Source organism: Sphingobacterium sp. UBA5670 (assembly GCF_002420705.1).
Classification (GTDB): Bacteria; Bacteroidota; Bacteroidia; order Sphingobacteriales; family Sphingobacteriaceae; genus Sphingobacterium.
In genome coordinates, this window is sequence record NZ_DIIM01000010.1 from 219,803 (window position 1) to 241,431 (window position 21,629).

The 21,629-nt window shown below is 39.5% G+C and carries 15 protein-coding genes; 10 read left to right on the forward strand and 5 right to left on the reverse strand.

All coding sequences use genetic code 11. From position 1 onward, the window contains the following. The first annotated feature begins 8 nt into the window (after positions 1 to 8). From B3C94_RS09790 to B3C94_RS09805, 4 genes are all read left to right on the forward strand, one after another. Positions 9 to 3,380 carry a TonB-dependent receptor gene (locus B3C94_RS09790; protein ID WP_293902753.1) on the forward strand — a complete coding sequence of 1,124 codons (3,372 nt, stop codon included), beginning with the start codon at positions 9 to 11 and terminating at the stop codon, positions 3,378 to 3,380. A 217-nt stretch (positions 3,381 to 3,597) separates the two neighbouring features. Further along, positions 3,598 to 4,953, forward strand: coding sequence for a hypothetical protein (locus B3C94_RS09795; protein ID WP_293902756.1), 1,356 nt, complete (start codon positions 3,598 to 3,600; stop codon positions 4,951 to 4,953). A gap of 57 nt (positions 4,954 to 5,010) precedes the next feature. Then, complete coding sequence (locus B3C94_RS09800; protein WP_286859101.1) at positions 5,011 to 5,817, forward strand: hypothetical protein; 807 nt, start codon at positions 5,011 to 5,013, stop codon at positions 5,815 to 5,817. Between the two features lie 69 nt (positions 5,818 to 5,886). Further along, positions 5,887 to 6,201, forward strand: coding sequence for a hypothetical protein (locus B3C94_RS09805; RefSeq protein WP_293902761.1), 315 nt, complete (start codon positions 5,887 to 5,889; stop codon positions 6,199 to 6,201). Between the two features lie 5 nt (positions 6,202 to 6,206). On the opposite strand, the gene B3C94_RS09810 is transcribed toward B3C94_RS09805, so the two are convergent. The 5 genes from B3C94_RS09810 to B3C94_RS09830 form a co-directional block, all read right to left on the reverse strand. Further along, a complete protein-coding gene (locus B3C94_RS09810) occupies positions 6,207 to 7,565 on the reverse strand; it encodes a S41 family peptidase (protein WP_293902763.1) in 1,359 nt (452 codons plus the stop codon). Between the two features lie 197 nt (positions 7,566 to 7,762). Next, on the reverse strand, positions 7,763 to 9,088 hold the full coding sequence (locus tag B3C94_RS09815) for an OmpA family protein (protein ID WP_293902766.1): 1,326 nt from the start codon (positions 9,086 to 9,088) through the stop codon (positions 7,763 to 7,765). Positions 9,089 to 9,233: 145 nt separating this feature from the next. Further along, entirely contained in the window at positions 9,234 to 10,577 is a 1,344-nt protein-coding gene (locus B3C94_RS09820; protein ID WP_293902769.1) for an OmpA family protein, read from the reverse strand. A gap of 90 nt (positions 10,578 to 10,667) precedes the next feature. Next, a complete protein-coding gene (locus B3C94_RS09825) occupies positions 10,668 to 11,510 on the reverse strand; it encodes a universal stress protein (RefSeq protein ID WP_293902772.1) in 843 nt (280 codons plus the stop codon). 10 nt (positions 11,511 to 11,520) lie between these two features. Further along, positions 11,521 to 12,369: a universal stress protein gene (locus B3C94_RS09830; protein ID WP_293902775.1), complete on the reverse strand. Its 849-nt coding sequence runs from the start codon at positions 12,367 to 12,369 to the stop codon at positions 11,521 to 11,523. Positions 12,370 to 12,791: 422 nt separating this feature from the next. Here B3C94_RS09830 and alaS point away from each other — a divergent pair, with 422 nt between their 5' ends. From alaS to B3C94_RS09860, 6 genes are all read left to right on the forward strand, one after another. Next, positions 12,792 to 15,407, forward strand: a complete 2,616-nt coding sequence (alaS, locus tag B3C94_RS09835; RefSeq protein ID WP_293902778.1) for an alanine--tRNA ligase — start codon at positions 12,792 to 12,794, stop codon at positions 15,405 to 15,407. Positions 15,408 to 15,635: 228 nt separating this feature from the next. Continuing rightward, positions 15,636 to 16,733: a TlpA family protein disulfide reductase gene (locus B3C94_RS09840; protein WP_293902781.1), complete on the forward strand. Its 1,098-nt coding sequence runs from the start codon at positions 15,636 to 15,638 to the stop codon at positions 16,731 to 16,733. A gap of 103 nt (positions 16,734 to 16,836) precedes the next feature. Beyond that, positions 16,837 to 17,532, forward strand: a complete 696-nt coding sequence (locus B3C94_RS09845) for a response regulator transcription factor (RefSeq protein WP_075991688.1) — start codon at positions 16,837 to 16,839, stop codon at positions 17,530 to 17,532. Between the two features lie 236 nt (positions 17,533 to 17,768). Next, positions 17,769 to 19,106, forward strand: coding sequence for a dihydroorotase (locus tag B3C94_RS09850; RefSeq protein WP_293902786.1), 1,338 nt, complete (start codon positions 17,769 to 17,771; stop codon positions 19,104 to 19,106). Positions 19,107 to 19,115: 9 nt separating this feature from the next. Beyond that, entirely contained in the window at positions 19,116 to 20,171 is a 1,056-nt protein-coding gene (locus tag B3C94_RS09855) for a S66 peptidase family protein (protein ID WP_293902789.1), read from the forward strand. Between the two features lies 1 nt (position 20,172). Next, positions 20,173 to 21,576 (forward strand): M14 family zinc carboxypeptidase, encoded by a 1,404-nt coding sequence (locus B3C94_RS09860; RefSeq protein ID WP_293902792.1) that lies wholly within the window; start codon positions 20,173 to 20,175, stop codon positions 21,574 to 21,576. The last annotated feature ends 53 nt before the right edge of the window (positions 21,577 to 21,629 follow it).

The following is a 21,629-nucleotide window of genomic DNA, read 5'->3' on the forward strand; positions in this document are numbered from 1 at the left end:
TTAAGTTTATGATAAGGACATCGTTGGTAGGTTTACTTCTTTCGATCGCGTCGGCCGAAATGCTTTTAGCTTCGGGTGCATACGGTCAGTTACTCAATAAAAAGATCACAGTTTCTTTTAATGAATCCAACATTCCTGCGGCTTTCGAGTGTTTGGAATCCCATAATATACATATCGCTTTTGATGCAGCGAAATATAATCTGACAAAGAAAAAGGTAAATGCCAAAATTTTTCAAAGTAACAGTGTTCGGGATATCATGCATTATCTGCTCAAGGAAACGAACTTGATGGCACATGACAACGGTGTTTATATTACTTTGGTCGAAAAACCGGTACAGCAGGATGGGCGCATCTCAGGTAAAGTGATTGATGATCGAGGTCAGCCTTTGGTCGGTGCCAGCATCAAATTGATCGGTGTCAATAAATCAACCCAAAGTGGTATCGATGGTAGCTATGTTTTGATTGCTGAACCGGGAACCTACATACTGGAAGTCAGTTATCTCTCTTACCAGACCCAACGTATTGAGGGGGTCAAAATACAGGCCGGACAACGGACGGGTTTAAACATTGCTATGAAGACGCAAGTAAATGCGCTAGAAACGGCTGTTGTCAGTGTATCGTTTAGAAAAGCTTCCGTAGCCGGATTGTATGCGGCACAAAAAAACGCCGCATCGGTGACCGATGGTATTTCTGCGGAGCAGATCGCCCGTACACCGGATAATGATATGGGGCAGGTTTTGAAACGTGTTACCGGATTGACGACTGTTAATAACCGGAATGTCATTGTACGGGGGATGTCCGACCGCTACAATCAGGCCATGTTGGACGGTGTGGTGATTCCCAGCACGTCGCAAAATAGACGTGATTTTTCGTTTGATATTATTCCGACTGAGATGGTAAGTTCTGTGGTCGTTAATAAAACAGCAACACCGGATGTGTCGGCAGAATTCTCCGGTGGACAGGTTTCGGTGAATACATTAGACATTCCAGATGAGAATTTTACCACAATTCAATACGGATTAGGGGGGAATTCCCGCACAACAGGAAAAGACTTTTACCGGCTTGGGGAACGGAAAACATCAGAATTTTTTGGTTTTAACTCTTCATCTTCCAAACAGCCTGAAGGTATGCTTCCTTGGTTTTGGAACGGTGAAGCACGACGTTTAGATGCTCCTCCGGGATATATTTTGAATGATCCTAAGCTAAATGAGGAGTTCCTGATGCCTGGTTCAAATCTGAGGTATAATGATGTCGATGCCATCGCGCAGTCAAAACTTGTCAACGCCGATGGATTGAAATTATATCGATATAAAGCCAGTCCAAATCAAAATTTAAGGTTTGCATTGGGAAGGCGTTATAATTTATCGCAAGGATTGCTGTTTGGTTTCTCTGCTTCTGCAAACATTCGGAATGAACAGAACATCATCCCTTTCAATAATGTCAGAGGGTCTAATATCACTAATTTATACGGGGAAAAACAGCATATGATAGAGAGTGACACTATTGGTCAGAATGGTGCCGGGACATCCTATCGTTTTAACAGCAGCAGTGGATTGGTTGCTAATTTTGGATTAAAAGGGCAAGATTTCAGGCTAGCTTTTAAAAATATGTATGCCCGTACCTTTAATAACAACTATAGTGAAAACGTCCGGTCAGTTTTTACAAATTTAAGTAACCCACCAACCAAAAATCAATATCAATTGCCTGAGGCAATGTCTTTACAGCAGCATCAATTGAGCGGGGAGTATCAATTGCCTTGGAATGTAAAAGCTGAGGGGATGTTTGCTTATAATAGAATCAAACAGCAGATTTTGGATGAGCGAAAATTGCGTTATGGATTGACGACGGTACTGGATGGAAATTATATATTTCAAAGTCCCAATTTATTGAGTCTTTCCAATTGGTCTAACCATTCGGAAATAGGGTTCGATTCTCGCATGTGGACCGAAATTAATGAACATGACCTTAATTGGGCAATGGCCTTTTCACGCCTCTTTGGTTCAGGAACTTCTGTGAGTACACGAATTAAAGTAGGTTACCAGGGCTGGAAAAAAAATAGAGATCTCTCCGTTTTTCGTGTACTGCCATTTACCAGATCTTATATGCCTGATGACCCGTCTAAAGCTGCTCCGCCGATAGAAATGCCTTATGATGTATTGTTATCTACCGATCACATTGGTAATGGAATTGGTCAGGCGTATTATTATCCGGAACCTATAGGGGGGAATGTCTACGATGGGACAATGAGTTCGCACGCCGGATATTTAATGTTTGATCAGAAATTCTGGAATAAGCTAAGACTCGTTTATGGCTTCCGTGCAGAGTATTACAACTTACAAAATCGTCAGGATGAAATGTTTAGGAAACAGAACGGCGATCCTAATTCAGATAACAATAAGCTTCTTTTATATAAACTTATGATCCGTGAAAGAAACTGGAAAATATTGCCATCCATCAATGCAACCTACAGTTTGAGTAATACTTTTAATTTGAGGGGAAGTTATTCAAAAACGGCTATTCGTCCTGATTTTCGCGAAACTGGTTTTTTTGGATTTTATGATTTTGAGTTGGATGCGGTTATATCAGGAGACAATGTGGAGTCAACTTTTATCGATAATGTGGACCTGCGTTTGGAATGGTATCCGAGTCCAGGTGAAATCATATCCCTGACAGGATTTTATAAATACTTAGACAAACCGATAGAATTGATAGAAAATGAAGATGTCAGCCCTGGCAGTGCATATGTTTTCAATAATATGGAGTCTGCGAAAAATATGGGGTTAGAATTTGAAATTCGCAAAAACCTAAGTTTTTTCGGTGAAGCAGAATGGCTTTCTAAAGCTTTTATCAGTGCAAACGGCACTTTGTTAAAGTCTGAAGTTAATGCATTGAGCCAATGGCGACATAAGCTTGTTGATAATGTTACAGTCGCAGAACGAGAAAAGAATAGAGCACCAAACCAAGATCGGCCATTAATGGGACAATCGCCCTGGCTATTGAACTTAGGAATCGGTTATTGGGGGGATGATTTTGGTATAACAACTAGCTATAATCACAGGGGCTATCGTACAAATACCGCTTCTGTCAATCCGAATAGAGTTGAGTATGAACTTGCACCAAAACAACTCGATCTTCAGCTCTACAAACGTTTTTTAAGTCAGCAATTAGAAGTGAAATTCAATGCAGCTAATCTCTTAGATGAGTGGACTAGGTATTATCAGAATCAATCTGCGTATAGTGAATCTATTGGAGGAAATGGCGAAAAAATCTTTGAGCTTGTCAGGGGGGATAATAAATATAATAGAGCAGATGACGATATTATAACCTATCGTAAAAAAGATGGAAGGAGATTTAATCTTTCGGTGACGTATAGCTTTTAAAATAAAAAGACTACTGCGCGAGGCAGTTTCATATCACTCTTTAATCATGTACACAAGTTCCGGGATTGTCCAGCGAGCACAACAGGAAAAGAAAAATCGAAAACAGAAAACGGGTGAGTGAAAACAACTATGCAGCCTTATGAAATGCTATCCCATAGGGGTGCATAGTCTAAAAAATGATCTTGTGATGGCAAAACTAGTAATTATTTAACACAAAATGAAAAAAATCTTAACAGTAGCGAGCGTATGCGCAATCGCATTAGCTTCTTGTAACAAAGACGACGTAGGACCTAATTCAGATTTGAATGCTGGTTTGCCAAACAAACCTCAGGCAACAATTCCAACAGATGCTGCCGGTATTATCACGAAAACAACGCTTTCTGCTGACACAGTATGGAAAATTGACGGTGTGGCATTTGTAAGACCAGGAGCGACATTAACTATTCAAGCTGGTACATATATTACCTCTGGAGTAACAAAAGCATATAATGATCAGATCACTGGATTAACACAAAATATCAAAGGTGTTTTAGTCGTGCCAAAGACAGCTAAATTGATCGCCAATGGTACTGCTGCTGCACCGATCGTGTTTACTTCTCCAAATGCAGCTGGATCTCGTAATCCTGGTGATTTTGGAGGTGTGGTGTTGTTAGGGAATGCAACCACAAATCAGGCGTCCACCAAGAGAATTGAAGGTATTCCTCAGCCTGTTGGAGTGGATGTAACCTATGGTGGTACAAATGCTGCCGATAATTCTGGTTCATTGAAATACGTGCGTATAGAATTTGCTGGTTATAATTTAACTGCTGACAATGAGATTAATGGATTGACTTTAGGTGGTGTTGGTACAGGAACTACTTTGGAAAATATCCAAGTATCTTGGGGTAAAGATGATGGATTTGAATTCTTTGGGGGTACTGTCAATGCGAAATACCTGGTTGCCTTATCAAATGACGATGATGATTTTGATTTCGATCATGGGTATACAGGTACAATTCAATATGCGTTGTCTTTAAAGGATCCGAATTCGACAAACAGTACTTCTAGCGGTAGTTCTGATTCAAATGGTTTGGAGTCGGATAATGAAGGTACGGCACCATATGCCGCTACACCCAAAACTCGTCCGGTATTAAAGAACTTTACGTTCCTTGGTATTAAAGATGTGACTGTGGCGAGTTCTAAATTGAAATTCGGTAACCGTTGGAGAAGAGCGACGGAGTATGATATCCAAAACTCAATTATCGCGGGTTATGCAACAGGTGCCGCTTTTCAGGATGGTGCAACAGGCACATTTACAGGTAATGTTGTGCATGCCTATACTGCAGCTTTTAGCGGAGCTACCCCGGCTGGAAACCAAACAAATGTTTCAACGGATGCTGCTGCTTATTTGAAACTGGCAGGTGGTGTTAATATTTTCTATTCAACAGGGACTACATTTAATCCTGCTTTCTTAAGACCATCGTCAACTTCACCTGCATATGGTGATGGAAGTACAACTTATAAAGGTGCATTCCATCCGACAAACGCTCCTTGGACTGCAACCTGGACGCAATTTGCTCCAAAAACTTATTAATATTGATTATTTAATTGAGTGAGCCATTTCTATGGCTCACTTCTTTATCCTTTATATATGATTAGAAATTTAGTTCTCTATTTTATCGCCCTTTGGGTTGGATCGTTGTTGTCTTCCTGCCAAAAAGGCGAACCTGTTTTAGAAACGGAAGAATTGGCTCGGATTGCTTTTAAAACCTATGGCACTGTGTCAGTAGATGTAAAAAGAGTAACTGTCGATGGAAAAGCAGCTAATCAAAGCAATACTAATTTTATTTTTATACGAAATAAAGATGCCGATTCTTCATTGGTCGTTGCGTATGATAGCAAGGATCAGGTTGTCCTAGAACAACGTCTCGCCCTCAAGTCAGGGTTAAATACTTTTGGTGTGCATAGCAAAAGTCCCATTGATCCTTCACTCGTTGTCGGGCCAAACCCCTTAGGAGATGATGTCGAATCGATTCCGGGTGTGAGGCAGGTAAAGATATTAAATTATAACCAGACGATTTCACCAAATGGCGAGCCGATTCGATTGGCGATTTATCAAGGTAAACCTGTGTTTGATGAAAGTTGGGGAATGGATTTGGTCAGATATGACGAAACTCCGATCCTGATTACTGGGTTGATATCGGATAAAATCCCCGAAGAATTTATTAAAATACCAGTTGACCCCTATTTTCCAGCAAAGGCGCAGGTATTGGACAAGGATTCAAAACCAATCCTTATCGATGGACAGAAGGTCTATCTGTTTTTTTTCTTTACGGTAGAAGACATAGGTATTGTATACTTCCCCCAAAAGGAACCCGATGCATATTTTGATGTTGATGCGGTGTCGGATATCGGTGGAATCGGTTTTGCCTTGGATGCGGTTTGGTTAAAAAAATAAAATGATTTAGAGGAAATATTGTGAAGTTAATAACTACTTTGTAGTTAAATCAATTATCATAAATTCATCATGAAAGGGATCAATGCTATAAAACATCGTAATTTATTTGCTATCTCCCTGAAAATTCAGGGAGATGTAGATCATGCCATTGATGCTGCTGCGCTGCTAGCTTTACGGAATGAAATGGCGGAGCTGAATGAACTTTATAGACAATATTTGGAACTGCTTCAGCAACTAGAGGGGCTAGTGCGGGACTATGAATCGAAAGAACGTACGATACGTTCTGAAATCTTAGCACGCTCTCTTCGCAAATTAGCCAAAAACGGACAAACTGGAGCTGATCTCCGTCATATCATTATTTCACTGAATTCCTGTGCGCATTAAGGTAATTAGTTTTCAGACTTGATCGGTTTGTTGACTACAATGGGCATCTCCTGATAGCTGCTGCCTATATATTTGGGCTTCAACGTTGGGGTTGGTTCAATTGTAGTAACAGCGCCTTTAGCCAGGATATTTTTAACATTGATAGTTTGTAATACTTCCTGAATCAAGGGATCCCTGCTATCGCCTATAGGAACCAAGGGTAGAAAAGCAAATTCATCGGTCACTTTTGAAGGTGCAATTCCATCGCTATAATCTCCCTGTCCCACTTTATTGTAGATTTTATAGATCATGGGGATCAAATGCCAGGCACGTTCGGTACCGCGTATGTCCTCTGGAGTTACTATTGTTGTTGAGGCCATATCTTTACCAAATGTTTTATCACCGACTTGAATGATATCTACATAAGGCTTCAATCCATTGATTAGCATTTCAGCCGCAGAGGCTGTATTTGACCCTGTGAGCATATAAATTCGTTTTAAATGTAAACCTTGTTTTAGAACATCTTTTGCTGAAAATGAATAGCCGTCGGGCTGACCTTGCAGTGCTGTTGCGAAGCTGTCTTCTCTATTTTTGATATTTTTGTTGCCTTGGTATTTGGCAAAAATGTCGTTTTCCTTGATGTCTGCCAGTAAGAGTGCACAAAATGAGGCGAAAGCAACCTGTCCGCCGGGGTTGTAACGTAAATCGACAATAAGTTCTTGTGCCTGTTGGGACTTGAAATTTTGGACCGCTTCCAATAACGGATATGCTCCACTAAAGTCAAATTGACTTAAAAACATATAGCCTACTGTGGGGGAGGAGGAGATGAGTTTAGCGGTATAGAGAACGGGCTGCGAAATATAGGAAGAAGGCAAATGAAATATTTTGCCATCGTTTCGCGTCAAATGCATTGTCGGTAAAAGCAAGGATTTGCTTAGTAGCGATTTCAAGTTGCTGTGGTCGATGGGCTCGTTGTTGATGTGGCTTATGCTGTCTCCCCGCTTGAGCCCCATTAAATCCCCTTCACTGAAAGGGACCACTTGGGTGACCAGTTGGATGGTTTCTGACTGATTTTGTAATTGGACCATATCGAACCCAAAAGTGTTCGTCAGCGTATTGCCATAGGTGTCGCTGTTGAGTGTCTGTAATATGCTGGAATAATGGTCATCTTGAAATAAGAGACTTTTAAAAAAAAGATCTGGAGCTAGCTGGTAATCGTTTTTTTGTGTGATTTTTTCGGTCCAGTAATAATATTGCCGCATTTGTGTCATTGTCCATTCATTGATCGTTTCATTTGATCCTGGTTTGTTCAATGGTGGATCCTTTTCGCAAGAGGAAAAGATCAACGAAAAGAAAGCCAAAAAAAGAGCTTGTGGTTTACGCATTTTTTAATTTTGCTTTATTAAAAATACGGATTAAGTTATTTATTTTGGAGTTATCTTTTTGTTATTCAGATGTTTATTTACTTTAAACAAGGCTTTTTTAATAGTGGTTATGAAATGAAGAGCAGACTGTCTACTGGACAAAAAAAGGCATCACGGTCAAGTGATGCCTTTGGCTTGTATATATCGAAATAGATCGATTAATAGAGTGTAAACTCTACACGACGATTTTGTTGACGACCATCAGCAGTTTTGTTTGATGCAATAGGCTGGTCAGGACCATATCCTGTAGCTTCTATGCGAGAAGCATTAGCACCTTGAGATACTAAGTACGCTTTTACTGACTCAGCGCGTTCTTTTGATAAGCGCATATTCAACTCGCGTGAACCTGTGTTATCGGTGTGGCCCGCTAATTTTAAGCTAAAGTTTTTCTCGATTAACAATTCAGCTACTTTATTTAATGTCGCGTATGACGTAGGACGTATGGTTGCTTTTCCTAAATCGAACTCCAAGTTTTTGATTGCGTCTGCAACGACTTTTCGGTCAGCTTCTGTTACAACAACCTTCTCAACCACTCTTGTTTCGTTTTTCACAACGATTGGACAACCGGCACCGTCTACTTGTACGCCTGAAGGTGTGCCTGGACACTTGTCGTATTTGTTAGCTACACCATCGCCATCGTCATCTTTCAAGTCACTATTGAGCCCATCTAATTGGCTTTGTAATGCTTGATTTTTTGCGTTAAGAGCATCATTTTGCGCTTTCAGATCATCATACTTCAACGTGTAATCATTGACGAGTGTAGCCACAGGATTTGAATTGTTTAGTGCTGGTTTGCTACCATTGCCCAATGCAAATTCTAAACCTCCATGGATGTAAGTAAATAAATCGTTTTTATATTGACCACCTTGAATACCATCAAAGTTTTGATTAACCCAGTTTAATTGGTATCCAAGCTCAAAGTTAATTCCTTTGGCAACAGCAAATTTAAGCCCCATGTCCAATGGTACATATATTTTAGAAATACCATCGGCTTCTTGAGCAGTAGAACCTGTTGTCAAGGTTGTTTTGCTGTTCATCACACCAACACCAATTGACGCATAAGGTTTGATAAAACTGTTAAAGAATCTCCAATTGGTATTAGCCGCTTGAAACTCTCCAGACAATGCAGCAGACCAAGGTGTTTTCGCTTCAAAAGATTGTGTGCCATCTTTAAATGCGCCACCTGTTTTACCGCCAAAGTAGCTCGCTTTAATGCCAAAAGAAGGAGATATTTGTTTCTTGATATAGGCACTGTAACCGAGGTTCCAAGCTAGATCATCGTATCCTTCGCGATTAAAACCAGCAATATTGGTTTGGTTAGTCACTCCTGCACCGATACCAATAGACCAAGTTCTGTATTGCGTAACCGGACCAAATGGAGTTGTTCCCTCAATGGATGATACCTTCGCATTTTGAGCAATTGCATTATTGGCAAATAAGCCTGCTGATGCTAGAGCAAGTACTAATTGTAATTTTAGTTTCATATAATTTGTGTTTGTATAAACCGATGCAAAAGTAATAAGTTAAAAATTAAATTCACTATAGGTTTGTAGTTGAAATATGACATTTGGTAAATAAAAAGGTGTTTCTGTTTAAAAACACCTTTTTATTAGTGTAATTTGTTAGTTATTAATAAAGTGTAAATTCAACACGGCGATTCTGTTGACGGCCCGCTGCATTTTTATTGGATGCAATTGGTTGGTCTGGACCATATCCAGTTGCTTCGATACGCGACGCATTAGCACCCTGAGATACTAAATATGCTTTTACAGACTCTGCACGCTCTTTTGATAAACGCATATTTAATTCACGTGAACCTGTATTGTCGGTGTGACCTGCGAGTTTTAAACTAAAATTCTTCTCGATCAATAACGCAGCGACTTTATTCAATGTTGCATACGAAGTGGAGCGAATAGTTGCTTTACCTAAATCGAATTCTAAGTTTTTGATCGCTTCAGCAACAACTTTTCGATCTGCTTCAGTAACCACTACTTTTTCAACAACTTTGGTTTCGTTTTTCACGACAATTGGACAACCTGATCCGTCAACCTGAACACCTGAAGGTGTGCCCGGACATTTATCATATTTGTTGGCAACACCGTCACCGTCGTCATCTTTTAGATCATTGTTTAGACCGTCCAATTGACCTTGCAAAGCTTGGTTTTTAGCATTCAATGCATCGTTTTGAGCTTTTAGATCATCGTATTTTACTGTATAGTCATTCACAAGGGTTGCGACAGGATTTGAATTATTCAATGCAGGTTTGCTGCTGCTGCCCAATGCGAACTCTAAGCCGGCATGTGCGTAAGTAAATAAGTCATTTTTGTATTGTTGTGGCGGAGTTGTATTGTAACGATTGTCAAATCGTTGGTTCGCCCAATTTAATTGATAGCCCAATTCAAAGTTTATACCTTTGGCAACGGCGAATTTCAAACCGAAATCTGCAGGCACATAGATTTTAGAATAAGAGTCTCCATATTCACCTTTGTTACCACCAGCAATTGCGGCAGTTTCAGCATTCATTACCCCAACACCAATCGATGCATAAGGTTTAATAAAACTGTTGAAAAATCTCCAATTTGTGTTGGCTGCTAAAAACTCACCCGATAAGGCTACTGACCAAAGGGTCTTGGTTTCGAAGCCCGTTTGCTTGTCGCTGTTATCATACCCAGCTGTCTTTCCGCCAAAATAAGTTGCTTTCAATCCGAAGGATGGTGAAATTTGCTTCTTGATATAAGCACTGTACCCTAAATTCCAGTCTAATTTATCATAACCACCATTGTTAAATTTGGCGATATTCTGCAAGCTTGTTACACCAGCGCCTACACCGATAGACCAAGTTCTATATTGTGTTGCCGAACCTAATGGAGTTGTGCCTTCAATTGATGCTTCTCTTGTGCTTTGCGCAAAGGATGCGGTGGATAAAATTCCTGCCGCAACAAGTAATCCTGATTTTTTAAGGCTAATTTTCATAATGCGTGTTTGTAAAATTATCTACTATAATACTGTTGTTAAATTAACTCACTGAACACTCTTGCAATAAATTTGCCAAAAATTATTTGGTTACTCTACACGTCCAAAAAAGTTTGGCACCTCAATTTCAAAAGCCAGATGCTTAACAATATTTTCTGTAAAAATGTTTTGGAAAAAAGTTTTTCTACTTTTTGTGATCAAAATAACATCAACATCTTCATCCCGAATAATAGTATGAATACCGTTCGCGATATTTTCCCGGGAGCCTGCAAAATAACTTGGTGATTTAACGATGTAAGAAATATCCTCTATCCCGGTTTCGGCAATAATCTGTTTGATCCAGTTTTCAAGTTTTTCTCCTAAAATATTGATTTCTAGTTCGTTTTTGTTGATGTGAATAAGTTGTAAATGGAAATTTTTCCCAAACAATGGTATCGCTTGTTTAAGCACTTCGAGTTCTCCGGGTTTGAAATTTGTCAATAAAGCAATGTTGTCATTTTTAAGTTTTACAGCGTTTTTCGGGACGGCTAAAACAGGTATTTTGGACTCTTTAATGACGTCATAAGTATTACTTCCAATCAAGACAGATTCGAGTCCGGTGACTCCTTTTGTTCCCATAATCACCGTTTGGTACGACTCTTTTATCTCTTGTTTTTCCAATGTTTCGGCTAAAATACCGTTGGCAAATAGCGTAGAAATTTTGAGCGAAGGATATTCCTGTAGAAGTTCCGCTACAAGCTTTTCCATTTGGTGGCGAGCTTCTCCCTCGGAAGGGTCTACTAAATGCTTCGCATTTGCAAACTTATTGATGTGCGAAGTAAACGAATGGAAAAGTGTAATCTCATCATTTGATATGGTAGCGATTTGAGCGGCATAAAATGCGGCAACTCGTGCATTTTCGGAATAATCTACTGGTATTAATAGTTTAGACATGGCTATAGGATTATGCTTTAGTGAAAAATATTGGAACTAATGGATGGCTAAATAATGCTTTTGCAACTGAGCGGGTAAAAACACGTTCAAAGAATGATTTTCTCGATCGAGTCACCAGGAGTATTTTGATATTTTCCTCATGGATCATCTCATTAATGACTTCGGGAACCGTATCGAGGTCTTCAATATCCCCCTGTATAGAATCGACCTCTATCGCAATATTGGTCACACCGATATATTTTTTGATCTTATATTTCCATACTTCAAGTTTGTCTTCGATTCTGTTTTCTGATGAATGATCATAGTGAACATGCATAAGCTTTAGTTCAAAGTCTTTACCAATGATGTTGACAAAATCCTGTACGGTTTGTACCTCTTCTTCTTTGAAATTAGACAGTAAGCCAACCTTGTCAATAGGAGTAAAGGAAGCTTCAGTGGGAATGGCCAGGACAGGTATTTTGGCTTTTTTGCTAATGACATATGTTGTACTGCCAATTAGCTGGCTGTCGTCATTGGTGATACCTTTAGTCCCCATGATGACAAAATCAAAGCGATTAGGAGTGGCGAGCTCCGGTAGCGTTTCTGTAATCATACCGCGCTCACATTGTGTTGTTATTTCAAGCGTAGGATGCTTTAATTGTATTGATTCTGCCAGATTTTTGATAAGGATATCAGCTTTGAATGTTGGAGAATTAGCCGCATTACGGCCATTTTCCTCCTCAAATACTGCAGAAGCTGAAGTATAATTGTGGTAAAGATGGAGCGAATACCCCTTTTCGAGGGCAAGGTCCACAGCGTAATTTACAGCATTATTGGAATGAGCCGAAAAATCTACCGGTAGTAGAATGTTTTTTTTCATTAGAAGGAATTTAATCTACAAAATCTAATCTTATTTATTTTGTCTTTAGGGAATGTGCGCGAAAGTGAACTAGATTCCCTATTTTACTATCAAATGTAATAAAACAAATGTAATTGTGAATGACCTTAAGTCAAATAGTTTTTGTTGTTTTACACGCTGAATTTGACGAGCGTTAGACAAATATGAGTAACTAATAACGCTTTTAAAATGTTGTATTTAATATCTGTTTGTGATTTTCGTCACCTATAAAATACGTGCGTCCTAACTGTCTGTATGTTATCTCCTGATTTTTTTGTTTGAAAAGTCAATAGGAGGAATTTAGCTGCTTCTGAAAAACAGTCGTTTCAAGGTCAATATGTGGAATTCTACATTGCATAACCTACCAATTTTGAGTAAGTTTGCACATATTTTTAGATAATTAAATGACAAGTAGAGAAATTCGTCAAGCCTTTCTGGACTTTTTTAAAAGTAAAGGGCATCAGATAGTACCTTCAGCACCAGTAGTTGTAAAAAATGACCCTACATTAATGTTTACCAATGCGGGGATGAATCAATTCAAAGATTTGTTTCTTGGTGAAGCACCCATTAAATTTCCGCGTGTGGCCGATACACAACGTTGTTTGCGTGTTTCCGGCAAACACAATGATTTGGAAGAAGTAGGAATTGATACCTACCACCATACATTGTTTGAGATGTTAGGAAATTGGAGCTTTGGAGACTATTTTAAAAAAGAAGCTATTGCTTGGGCTTGGGAGCTATTGACAGAAGTATATAAACTGGATAAAGATCGTTTATATGTGACTATTTTTGAAGGGGATGCAAAAGAAGGCTTAGCACGTGATATGGAAGCATTCGATTTTTGGAAAGAGTGGATTGCCGAAGACAGAATTCTCCTGGGTAACAAAAAAGACAATTTTTGGGAAATGGGTGAGACAGGACCTTGTGGTCCTTGTTCCGAAATTCATTTCGATATGCGCAGTACAGAAGAGCGTACACAGACTTCAGGACAGAGTTTGGTTAATGCAGACCACCCTCAAGTAATTGAGATCTGGAATCTTGTCTTCATGCAATTTAATCGCTTGAAAGACGGTTCACTTCAGTCGCTGCCGGCCAAACATGTGGATACGGGAATGGGATTTGAACGTTTGGTCAGATGTATACAGGGAAAAACTTCCAACTATGATACAGATGTCTTTACACCTACGATCGATTTTATTGCGAATAAAGCTGGAATCAAATATGGATTAGACGAAAAAACGGATATTGCAATGCGGGTGGTGTCGGATCATATACGTGCCGTGAGTTTTGCAATAGCCGATGGTCAATTGCCGTCCAACAATAAAGCCGGCTACGTGATCCGACGTATTTTACGTCGTGCAGTTCGCTATGCTTATACATTTTTAGGCTTTAAAGCTCCTTTTATAAATGAAATTGTACCCTTATTGGCAGCGCAATTCGCAGGAGTATTTGACGAATTGATTCAACAGCAGGATTTTGTGCAGAAAGTAATCTTAGAAGAGGAAGTTTCATTCTTAAGAACGTTGTCTACGGGCGTCCAACGATTTGAAAATTATGTAGAAGACCACACCGTAATTAATGGTGATTTTGCTTTCGAATTATATGATACCTATGGATTCCCGATCGATTTGACGGAATTGTTAGCCCGTGAAAAGGGATTGACAGTTGATATGGAGGGCTTTAACCGAGCACTTCAGATTCAGAAAGATCGTTCCCGTGCTGCCACTGCTATTGATACAGGTGATTGGGTTGTGGTCAATGACGATGAAGGATTTGAGTTTGTGGGCTATGATACATTAACAGCCAAAACTGAGGTTGTAAAATACCGTAAAGTTGTTTCGAAAAATAAAGAGCAATTTCAACTGGTGCTTTCTGTTAGCCCTTTTTATGCAGAGGGTGGTGGCCAGGTTGGTGATTCAGGTGAATTGGTTTCCGAAGAAACGGGAGAGAAAATTTATATTACAGATACAAAAAAGGAAAATGGTCTATTTGTACATTTTACAAACAAATTGCCATTGGAATTGAAAGGAACATTTGTTGCTCAGGTCGATAAAACCAAAAGAATTGATACGGAAAACAATCACTCGGCGACCCATTTATTACATGCTGCGCTAAAAGAAGTATTAGGAAGCCATGTGAATCAAAAGGGATCATTAGTCAACGCCGATATTTTGCGCTTTGACATCTCTCATTTTTCAAAAATGACAGACGAAGAGATCAAACAAGTGGAAGATATTGTCAATGCTAAGATTCGTGAAAATATTCCATTGAAAGAGGAGCGTAATGTCCCTTATCAACAAGCATTGGATTCGGGTGTAACAGCACTATTCGGTGAGAAGTATGGTGATTTTGTTCGTGTGATCACCTTTGAAGATCAATATTCTAAAGAATTGTGCGGTGGTACGCATGTTAAAGCAACAGGTCAAATCGGGTTTTTCAAAATTGTTTCTGAATCTGCTGTTGCAGCTGGCGTACGTCGTATTGAAGCCATTACTGGAACTCGTTCTGCAGCTGTTATCCGTGAGCATTTTGAATTGGTGCATCACCTGAAGGAGCTGATGAATAATCCAAAGGATTTCGTTTCTGCATTAGGTAAAATCATCGACGAGAATGGCGCTTTGAAAAAAGAAGTAGAGAAAAGTATTACTGAAAAATCCTTAGCGTTAAAGTCAGATCTGGAAGGGAAGATCCAACAGGTTGGCGAGATTAATTTCTTGTCCACAATTGTCGATCTACCGAGCGCAGAGGCTGTGAAAACCTTGGCTTATGCCGTAAAAGGCGCGGTTAACAACTTGTTTTTGGTTATCGGTGCCGAATTTGATGGTAAACCAAGTTTAACGGTTGTCATATCCGATGAATTGGCGAAACAAAGAGGATTGAATGCAAGTAATATCGTTCGTGATCTAGCAAAGGATATCCAAGGCGGTGGTGGTGGCCAGCCTTTCTTTGCCACTGCTGGAGGCAAGAATCCTGCGGGACTAAAAGGCGCAATTGAAAGAGCTATTGATTTCTTGAAATAGTTTTTAGTGGTGGCTTAGGCTACTTGGCTAAAATAGGATGTAAATGGTGATTTTATGTCCCAAATATACAATACGAAGCCATCAGATTTATTCGACATCTTCCAAGGAAGACTCGGATAAATCTGATCGTTTTCGCGATTCTTTAAGCTGTGAAATGTGGCGTGTATCAAACAGAGCAAAGCCATTTGCGTTATTGGGAATAGGTACTTAACAAATAAAAATATACGGATGAAAAAGGCAATTTTTTTAGGAGTAGGAATCGTAGGTTTGATGATGAGTTGCCAAAATAAGGAGCAGTTTACCATCGCCGGAAATGTCGATAATCCTGGCAATGTCAAAGTTATTTCGTTGTATGAAGGTGATACAAAACTGGACTCTATGTTTTTTGGAGATAACAATAAATTTCAGTTTGTACGGCCCGCCAGCCAATCCAGACTGCTGTCTTTGCGTGTCGGGAAAAATCGTTACGATTTGATTGCTTCTCCAGGGGAGACGATTACATTTAAAACAGATTTGCATAAGGATGTCAATGATTACCAGGTTGAAGGTTCTGAATTGTCAAAAACCATACAGCCCTTTGCCAAAGAGCGAAATTATCGGGATTATGTGCAGGATTCGTTGCAGACTGTATTTTCTAAGTTAACAGCAAATTCTACAGCCAATGAGATTGAAAAGATTCGTGCTGAATATAAAGCGAAGTTTGCAGAGGAATTGCGTTCTTATACAAAAAAAGCAGTCGATTTTTCCGATAAACACAATGATCTAGCTGGATTTTATGCCATTTCTACCTTAGATCCAGAAGTAGCAGAAAGTGAAATTATCGCTTATGCGGACAAAATCAAAAATGAATTTACGGAGAATAGATATGTGACTCAATTTAAGGAGGAAACACAAAAGCTGAAAAAAATGGCTATAGGGCAACCTGCACCTGAACTGATCTCTTTTACCCCCTCAAATAAGGAAGTGAAATTGTCTAGTTTTAGAGGCAAGTATACCTTGGTCGATTTTTGGGCTTCATGGTGTATGCCGTGTCGTCAGGAGAACCCTAATATAGTTAGGTTGTACAATACCTATCATGGTAAAGGCTTTGATATACTCTCCGTTTCATTTGATGATAATCCTGGCTCGTGGATGCGTGCTATTGAAGATGACAAGCTTACCTGGACACATGTATCTGATTTGAAAGCGTGGAGCTCGCCCGTGGTTATCGATTACCGTGTGAAAGCCTTGCCAACATCTTATATACTTGATCCAAAAGGTATTATTATCGCGAAGAATCTACGTGGTGAAGAACTGGAGGCATTTTTAAAGAAAACAATTAAGTAATCGAGGTGTTATTGTTAAATATTATATTACTTAATAATTTGGTAACATTAGATTAACTGATTGTTATCATTTTGTTTATAATTTAGCAAAAAAAATAAGACAAATGAGTTCTTCGAAACAAAAGATTTTAATTGTTGATGACGAAAAAGATATCTTGGATTTAATTGCATTCAACTTAAATCGTGAAGGTTATCAGGTCTCTACAGCGCAAAATGGAGAAGAGGCAATCAACGTTGCCAAACAAGTAAATCCGGACCTCATCATTTTGGATGTGATGATGCCAAAGATGGACGGAATTGAAGCTTGTCGCATCATGCGCGCAATGCCTGAATTCAAAAGTACATTCATGGTATTTTTGACAGCTAGAAGCGAGGAGTATTCGGAGATCGCAGGGTTTCATGTTGGTGCAGATGATTACATTGCAAAGCCAATTAAACCCCGCGCCTTGATGAGCCGCATCAACGCTATTTTAAGAAGAAATGCTTCCGAAGAGTCTGATGCTTCTGTTCAAGATAAAATAGAAATTGCTGATTTGGTCATCGATAGAGATTCCTTCCTAGTTTACAAAGGAGAACAAAAGATCGTTCTTGCGAAAAAGGAATTTGAGTTATTGTATTTATTAGCATCTAAACCTAACAAGGTGTTTACACGCGAACAGATCTTAAAAAGTATATGGGAAGATTCTGTAGTGGTAACCAATCGTACAATTGACGTCCATATTCGTAAGCTTCGTGAAAAAATAGGTGACGATTATGTGACCACTGTAAAAGGAGTGGGATACAAATTCGATAAAGAATAAAGAAAGAGGCCATAGCCTCTTTTTTTTGCGGTTAATTTCCCTTAGTTTAGATTCAGTACGATTCCTCTTGGGCCAATTTGGACAAATGTGGGTAGGATATTTCAAATTTGACATAGGAGGAAGGAGTAGATTTAAAGAAGAAATTGCTGTTGTTATAAGGAACTCTTTCTTGAGATAACTTGTGATCACCACAACAAATCTTTACTTTTGACCTAAAGCAAAGTAAAAATTTCAACATGTCATCTATTCTTATAAAATCTGCACAACTTGTCAATGAAGGTAAAGTTGAGGTTGCTGACGTATATATCAGCAATGGTCGAATCGAAATGATTGCTCAGGAAATAAACCATCCTGCTGATCAGGAAATCAATGCTGAGGGGTTACATTTATTACCAGGGCTTATTGATGACCAGGTTCACTTTCGAGAACCAGGATTAACTTATAAAGCGGATATATGGCATGAGAGCCGCGCAGCAGTAGCGGGGGGGACAACCTCCTTCATGGAAATGCCCAATACTGTTCCTAATACGTTGACCCAGCAGTTGCTTCAAGATAAATATGATATTGCAGCAAAAAATGCGTTGGCCAATTACTCATTCTTTATGGGAGCAGCTAATGATAATCTCGAGGAAGTATTGAAAACGAACCCGAGAGATGTCTGTGGTATAAAAGTTTTTATGGGCTCCTCTACGGGCAATATGTTGGTGGATAATGAAAAAGCGTTGGAAGGAATCTTTGCGAATGCTCCGACCTTGGTGGCTACGCATTGTGAAGATGAGGCGACGATAAAAGCGAATCTGGCCTTATTTAAAGAAAAATATGGTGAAGATGGATTGAAAATTGAGATGCATCCATTGATTCGTTCAGAGGAAGCTTGCTATTTATCCTCGTCGAAAGCTGTCGAACTGGCAAAAAAACACCATACACGTTTGCATATCCTTCATATATCAACCGCCAAAGAAATTGCATTATTTAGTAATGATATTCCATTAAAGGATAAAAAAATAACGGCTGAAGCCTGTATTCACCACCTTTGGTTTTCTGATCAGGATTATGCCTCAAAAGGTAATTTTATCAAATGGAATCCTGCGGTAAAAACAGCCAACGACCGTGACCAAATTCTCAAAGCTTTACTGGATGGACATATCGATGTGATAGCGACAGATCACGCTCCGCACACAATGGAGGAAAAATCTCAGCCCTATGCTTCAGCACCAAGTGGGGGACCTCTCGTGCAGCATGCATTGCAAGCCTTGTTAGATATGGTTAAAGCAGGAAGAATGACCCTGGAACAATTGGTGCAAAAATCTGCACACAATACTGCTACATTGTTCCAGATTGAAGATAGAGGTTACATCCGTGAGGGATATTGGGCAGATCTAGTGCTGGTTGATCTCAATAAACCTTACACGGTATCGAAAGCTAATATTCTTTCTAAATGCGGCTGGTCGCCATTTGAAGGACATACATTTAGTTCAACTATTGCACATACGATTGTATCCGGCAAACTTGCTTTCTCTGATGGTCAGCTCATTGAAAAGGGAGTTGGTGAACGTCTGTTATTCAACCGATAGAATTTAGCGATGGAGAAGAGGGACTTTATAAAATCGATCGCTTTAGGAGCATTATCTATTCCTGTGTTGGGGATGGGAAAGCCAGATGCAGGTACTGGCGCATTGTATGGTCAAGCCGCATTACTTGCGCGGAAATTAAAGCTGGGTGATACAATTGGTTTGATAACCCCTGCAGGTGTATTGGATGATGAAGAATCAATTAGCATAGCGCGTGAAATATTCGAGACACTAGGTTTTAAAGTAAAAGAAGGTAAACATATACGCAGTCGCTACGGTAATCTGGCAGGTACAGATCAGGAGCGTATTGCTGACGTACACGATATGTTTTCCGATGCGACGGTCAAAGCGATTGTCTGTATCAGAGGGGGATCCGGTACATCACGCCTTTTGGATCGATTAGATTATAAGCTGATTTCCAATAATCCGAAAATTCTATTGGGGTATTCAGATATAACAGCGTTGATATTGGCGCTATATGCCAAGACAGGACTGGTTACTTTTCATGGTGCGGTAGGTATCAGTACCTGGACCAAAAAGCTTGCTGAGGCCTTCAATGCTCAGTTCCTAGCCAACCAACCAGCAATATTTGAAAACCCAAAATCGAAAGGTGATAATATTGTACAGACAAAGGACCGTATCGCAACCATTCATCCCGGCACAACCGAAGGAATATTGCTGGGCGGAAATATGACGGTGCTGACTGGACTATGCGGTTCTTCCTATCTACCGGACTTCAAAGATAAAATTCTTTTCATAGAAGAGGTAGACGAAGATATGGAGCGTGTGGACCGGATGTTCTGCCAGTTAAAAAATGCGGGTATATTGGGCGCAATTAAAGGATTTGTTTTTGGTAAGTGTACCAATTGCAAGCCGTCTAGCGGGTATGGATCTGTAACGCTTGACCAGCTCTTTAACGATTATATTAAACCTTTGAAAATACCAGCCTATTCGGGAGCTATTATAGGGCATATTGCCGAACAATTCATCTTACCTGTAGGTGCAAAAGTTCGTATCGATGCCTCTCAGGGAACTATCACCTTATTGGAATCCGCATTAAAAGACTAAGATGAATTTAATAAAAGAAGATTTAATCAAAGCCTTTTCTTTGTATGAAGAAAAGGCTTTGATGCATAGAAGATTTAAACATGTCGATATTTTGCCGTTATTGGAAAATGTCCGAAGCTCTGGACGTCTTTCGATAGCAGAGATTGGTAAGTCAACTGAAGACCGTTCGATCTTTCGTTTGACCTACGGACAGGGACCTGTTAAGATTCTGTTATGGTCGCAAATGCACGGTGATGAGCCTACGGCGACAATGGCATTGTTCGATCTGTTTAATTTCTTTGGAGGGGAGGATGATGGGTTTGATGCGTTTAGAAATGAGATAGCATCAAAATTGACCCTATATTTTATTCCGATGCTAAACCCTGATGGTACCGAACGGTTTCAACGTAGGACAGCAATGGATGTGGATATGAACAGAGACGCTCGGGCTACTGCAACTGTAGAGGGAGCCTTATTGAAGACGCAAGCCATGTTGCTAAAACCTGATTTTGCCTTTAACCTGCACAATCAAAACAATTACTATAATATTCCAGGCACAGGCACACCGGTGACGATTTCCTTATTGGCACCTGCTTATGACTATGCGCGGAGTATCAATGAAACTCGGGCCGATGCGATGCGTGTTATCGTGGGGATAAATAAGATACTTCAGGAATTTGTGCCAAATGCAGTAGCGAAGTACGACGATGAGCATACGCCACGGGGATTTGGCGATAATTTTCAAAAATGGGGCGCCAGGACGATTTTAATTGAATCGGGAGCTTATGTCGGCGATCCTGAGAAAATGATGGTAAGAAAATGCAATTTTGTAGCATTGTTAAAAGCATTTGAGGAGATCGCTGACGAATCCTTTAAACAGTATTCAATTACCAATTACGATACAATTCCCTTCAATGATGAAAAGCTTCATGATGTATTGCTGAGAAATTTGACAATTCAGCAGAATGGAAAACAGGTAGTCGTTGATGTTGCTATTCGGCAAAATGAAAAGACAATTGGATCAGACTATTACGTAGAGGGTATTGTTGAAGATATTGGTGATTTGCAGGACTTTTATGGATACCATGATCTGGATGTTTCAGGAATGGAATTTGTTCCGGCTAAAATTTTTACGAAGAGCTTTGCTTCTTTATCCGATTTAGATGAAACTACTATTTCATCTTTGCTTGAAAAAGGGTACGCGACCGTTATTATAGAAAAGACTGTTCAAGGTAAATGCCTACACGGCTTTCCAATACGAATTTTGAGTAACCAATCCATTGAACTTCACCAGCAATTACTTTTGGATGGTTTAGCAGATTTTTTTATTCGTAAAGAAGAAAAGGTTATTTATGCTGTAATTAATGGTTATGTGATCGATTTGGAAAAAGAGCTACAAAAACATTATAAAAATTTAATTTTTTAGAGGTTTAGAATAGCATGAATAAGCATGAAAACAGGAAAGTCTACATAGTGGAC

What these genes read in the sequence shown, in the direction of transcription:
- B3C94_RS09790 (WP_293902753.1), top strand. Translation starts at nt 9, where the DNA reads ATGATAAGGACATCGTTGGTAGGTTTACTTCTTTCGATCGCGTCGGCC.
- B3C94_RS09795 (WP_293902756.1), top strand. Translation starts at nt 3,598, where the DNA reads ATGAAAAAAATCTTAACAGTAGCGAGCGTATGCGCAATCGCATTAGCT.
- B3C94_RS09800 (WP_286859101.1), top strand. Translation starts at nt 5,011, where the DNA reads ATGATTAGAAATTTAGTTCTCTATTTTATCGCCCTTTGGGTTGGATCG.
- B3C94_RS09805 (WP_293902761.1), top strand. Translation starts at nt 5,887, where the DNA reads ATGAAAGGGATCAATGCTATAAAACATCGTAATTTATTTGCTATCTCC.
- B3C94_RS09810 (WP_293902763.1), bottom strand. Translation starts at nt 7,565, where the DNA reads ATGCGTAAACCACAAGCTCTTTTTTTGGCTTTCTTTTCGTTGATCTTT.
- B3C94_RS09815 (WP_293902766.1), bottom strand. Translation starts at nt 9,088, where the DNA reads ATGAAACTAAAATTACAATTAGTACTTGCTCTAGCATCAGCAGGCTTA.
- B3C94_RS09820 (WP_293902769.1), bottom strand. Translation starts at nt 10,577, where the DNA reads ATGAAAATTAGCCTTAAAAAATCAGGATTACTTGTTGCGGCAGGAATT.
- B3C94_RS09825 (WP_293902772.1), bottom strand. Translation starts at nt 11,510, where the DNA reads ATGTCTAAACTATTAATACCAGTAGATTATTCCGAAAATGCACGAGTT.
- B3C94_RS09830 (WP_293902775.1), bottom strand. Translation starts at nt 12,369, where the DNA reads ATGAAAAAAAACATTCTACTACCGGTAGATTTTTCGGCTCATTCCAAT.
- alaS (WP_293902778.1), top strand. Translation starts at nt 12,792, where the DNA reads ATGACAAGTAGAGAAATTCGTCAAGCCTTTCTGGACTTTTTTAAAAGT.
- B3C94_RS09840 (WP_293902781.1), top strand. Translation starts at nt 15,636, where the DNA reads ATGAAAAAGGCAATTTTTTTAGGAGTAGGAATCGTAGGTTTGATGATG.
- B3C94_RS09845 (WP_075991688.1), top strand. Translation starts at nt 16,837, where the DNA reads ATGAGTTCTTCGAAACAAAAGATTTTAATTGTTGATGACGAAAAAGAT.
- B3C94_RS09850 (WP_293902786.1), top strand. Translation starts at nt 17,769, where the DNA reads ATGTCATCTATTCTTATAAAATCTGCACAACTTGTCAATGAAGGTAAA.
- B3C94_RS09855 (WP_293902789.1), top strand. Translation starts at nt 19,116, where the DNA reads ATGGAGAAGAGGGACTTTATAAAATCGATCGCTTTAGGAGCATTATCT.
- B3C94_RS09860 (WP_293902792.1), top strand. Translation starts at nt 20,173, where the DNA reads ATGAATTTAATAAAAGAAGATTTAATCAAAGCCTTTTCTTTGTATGAA.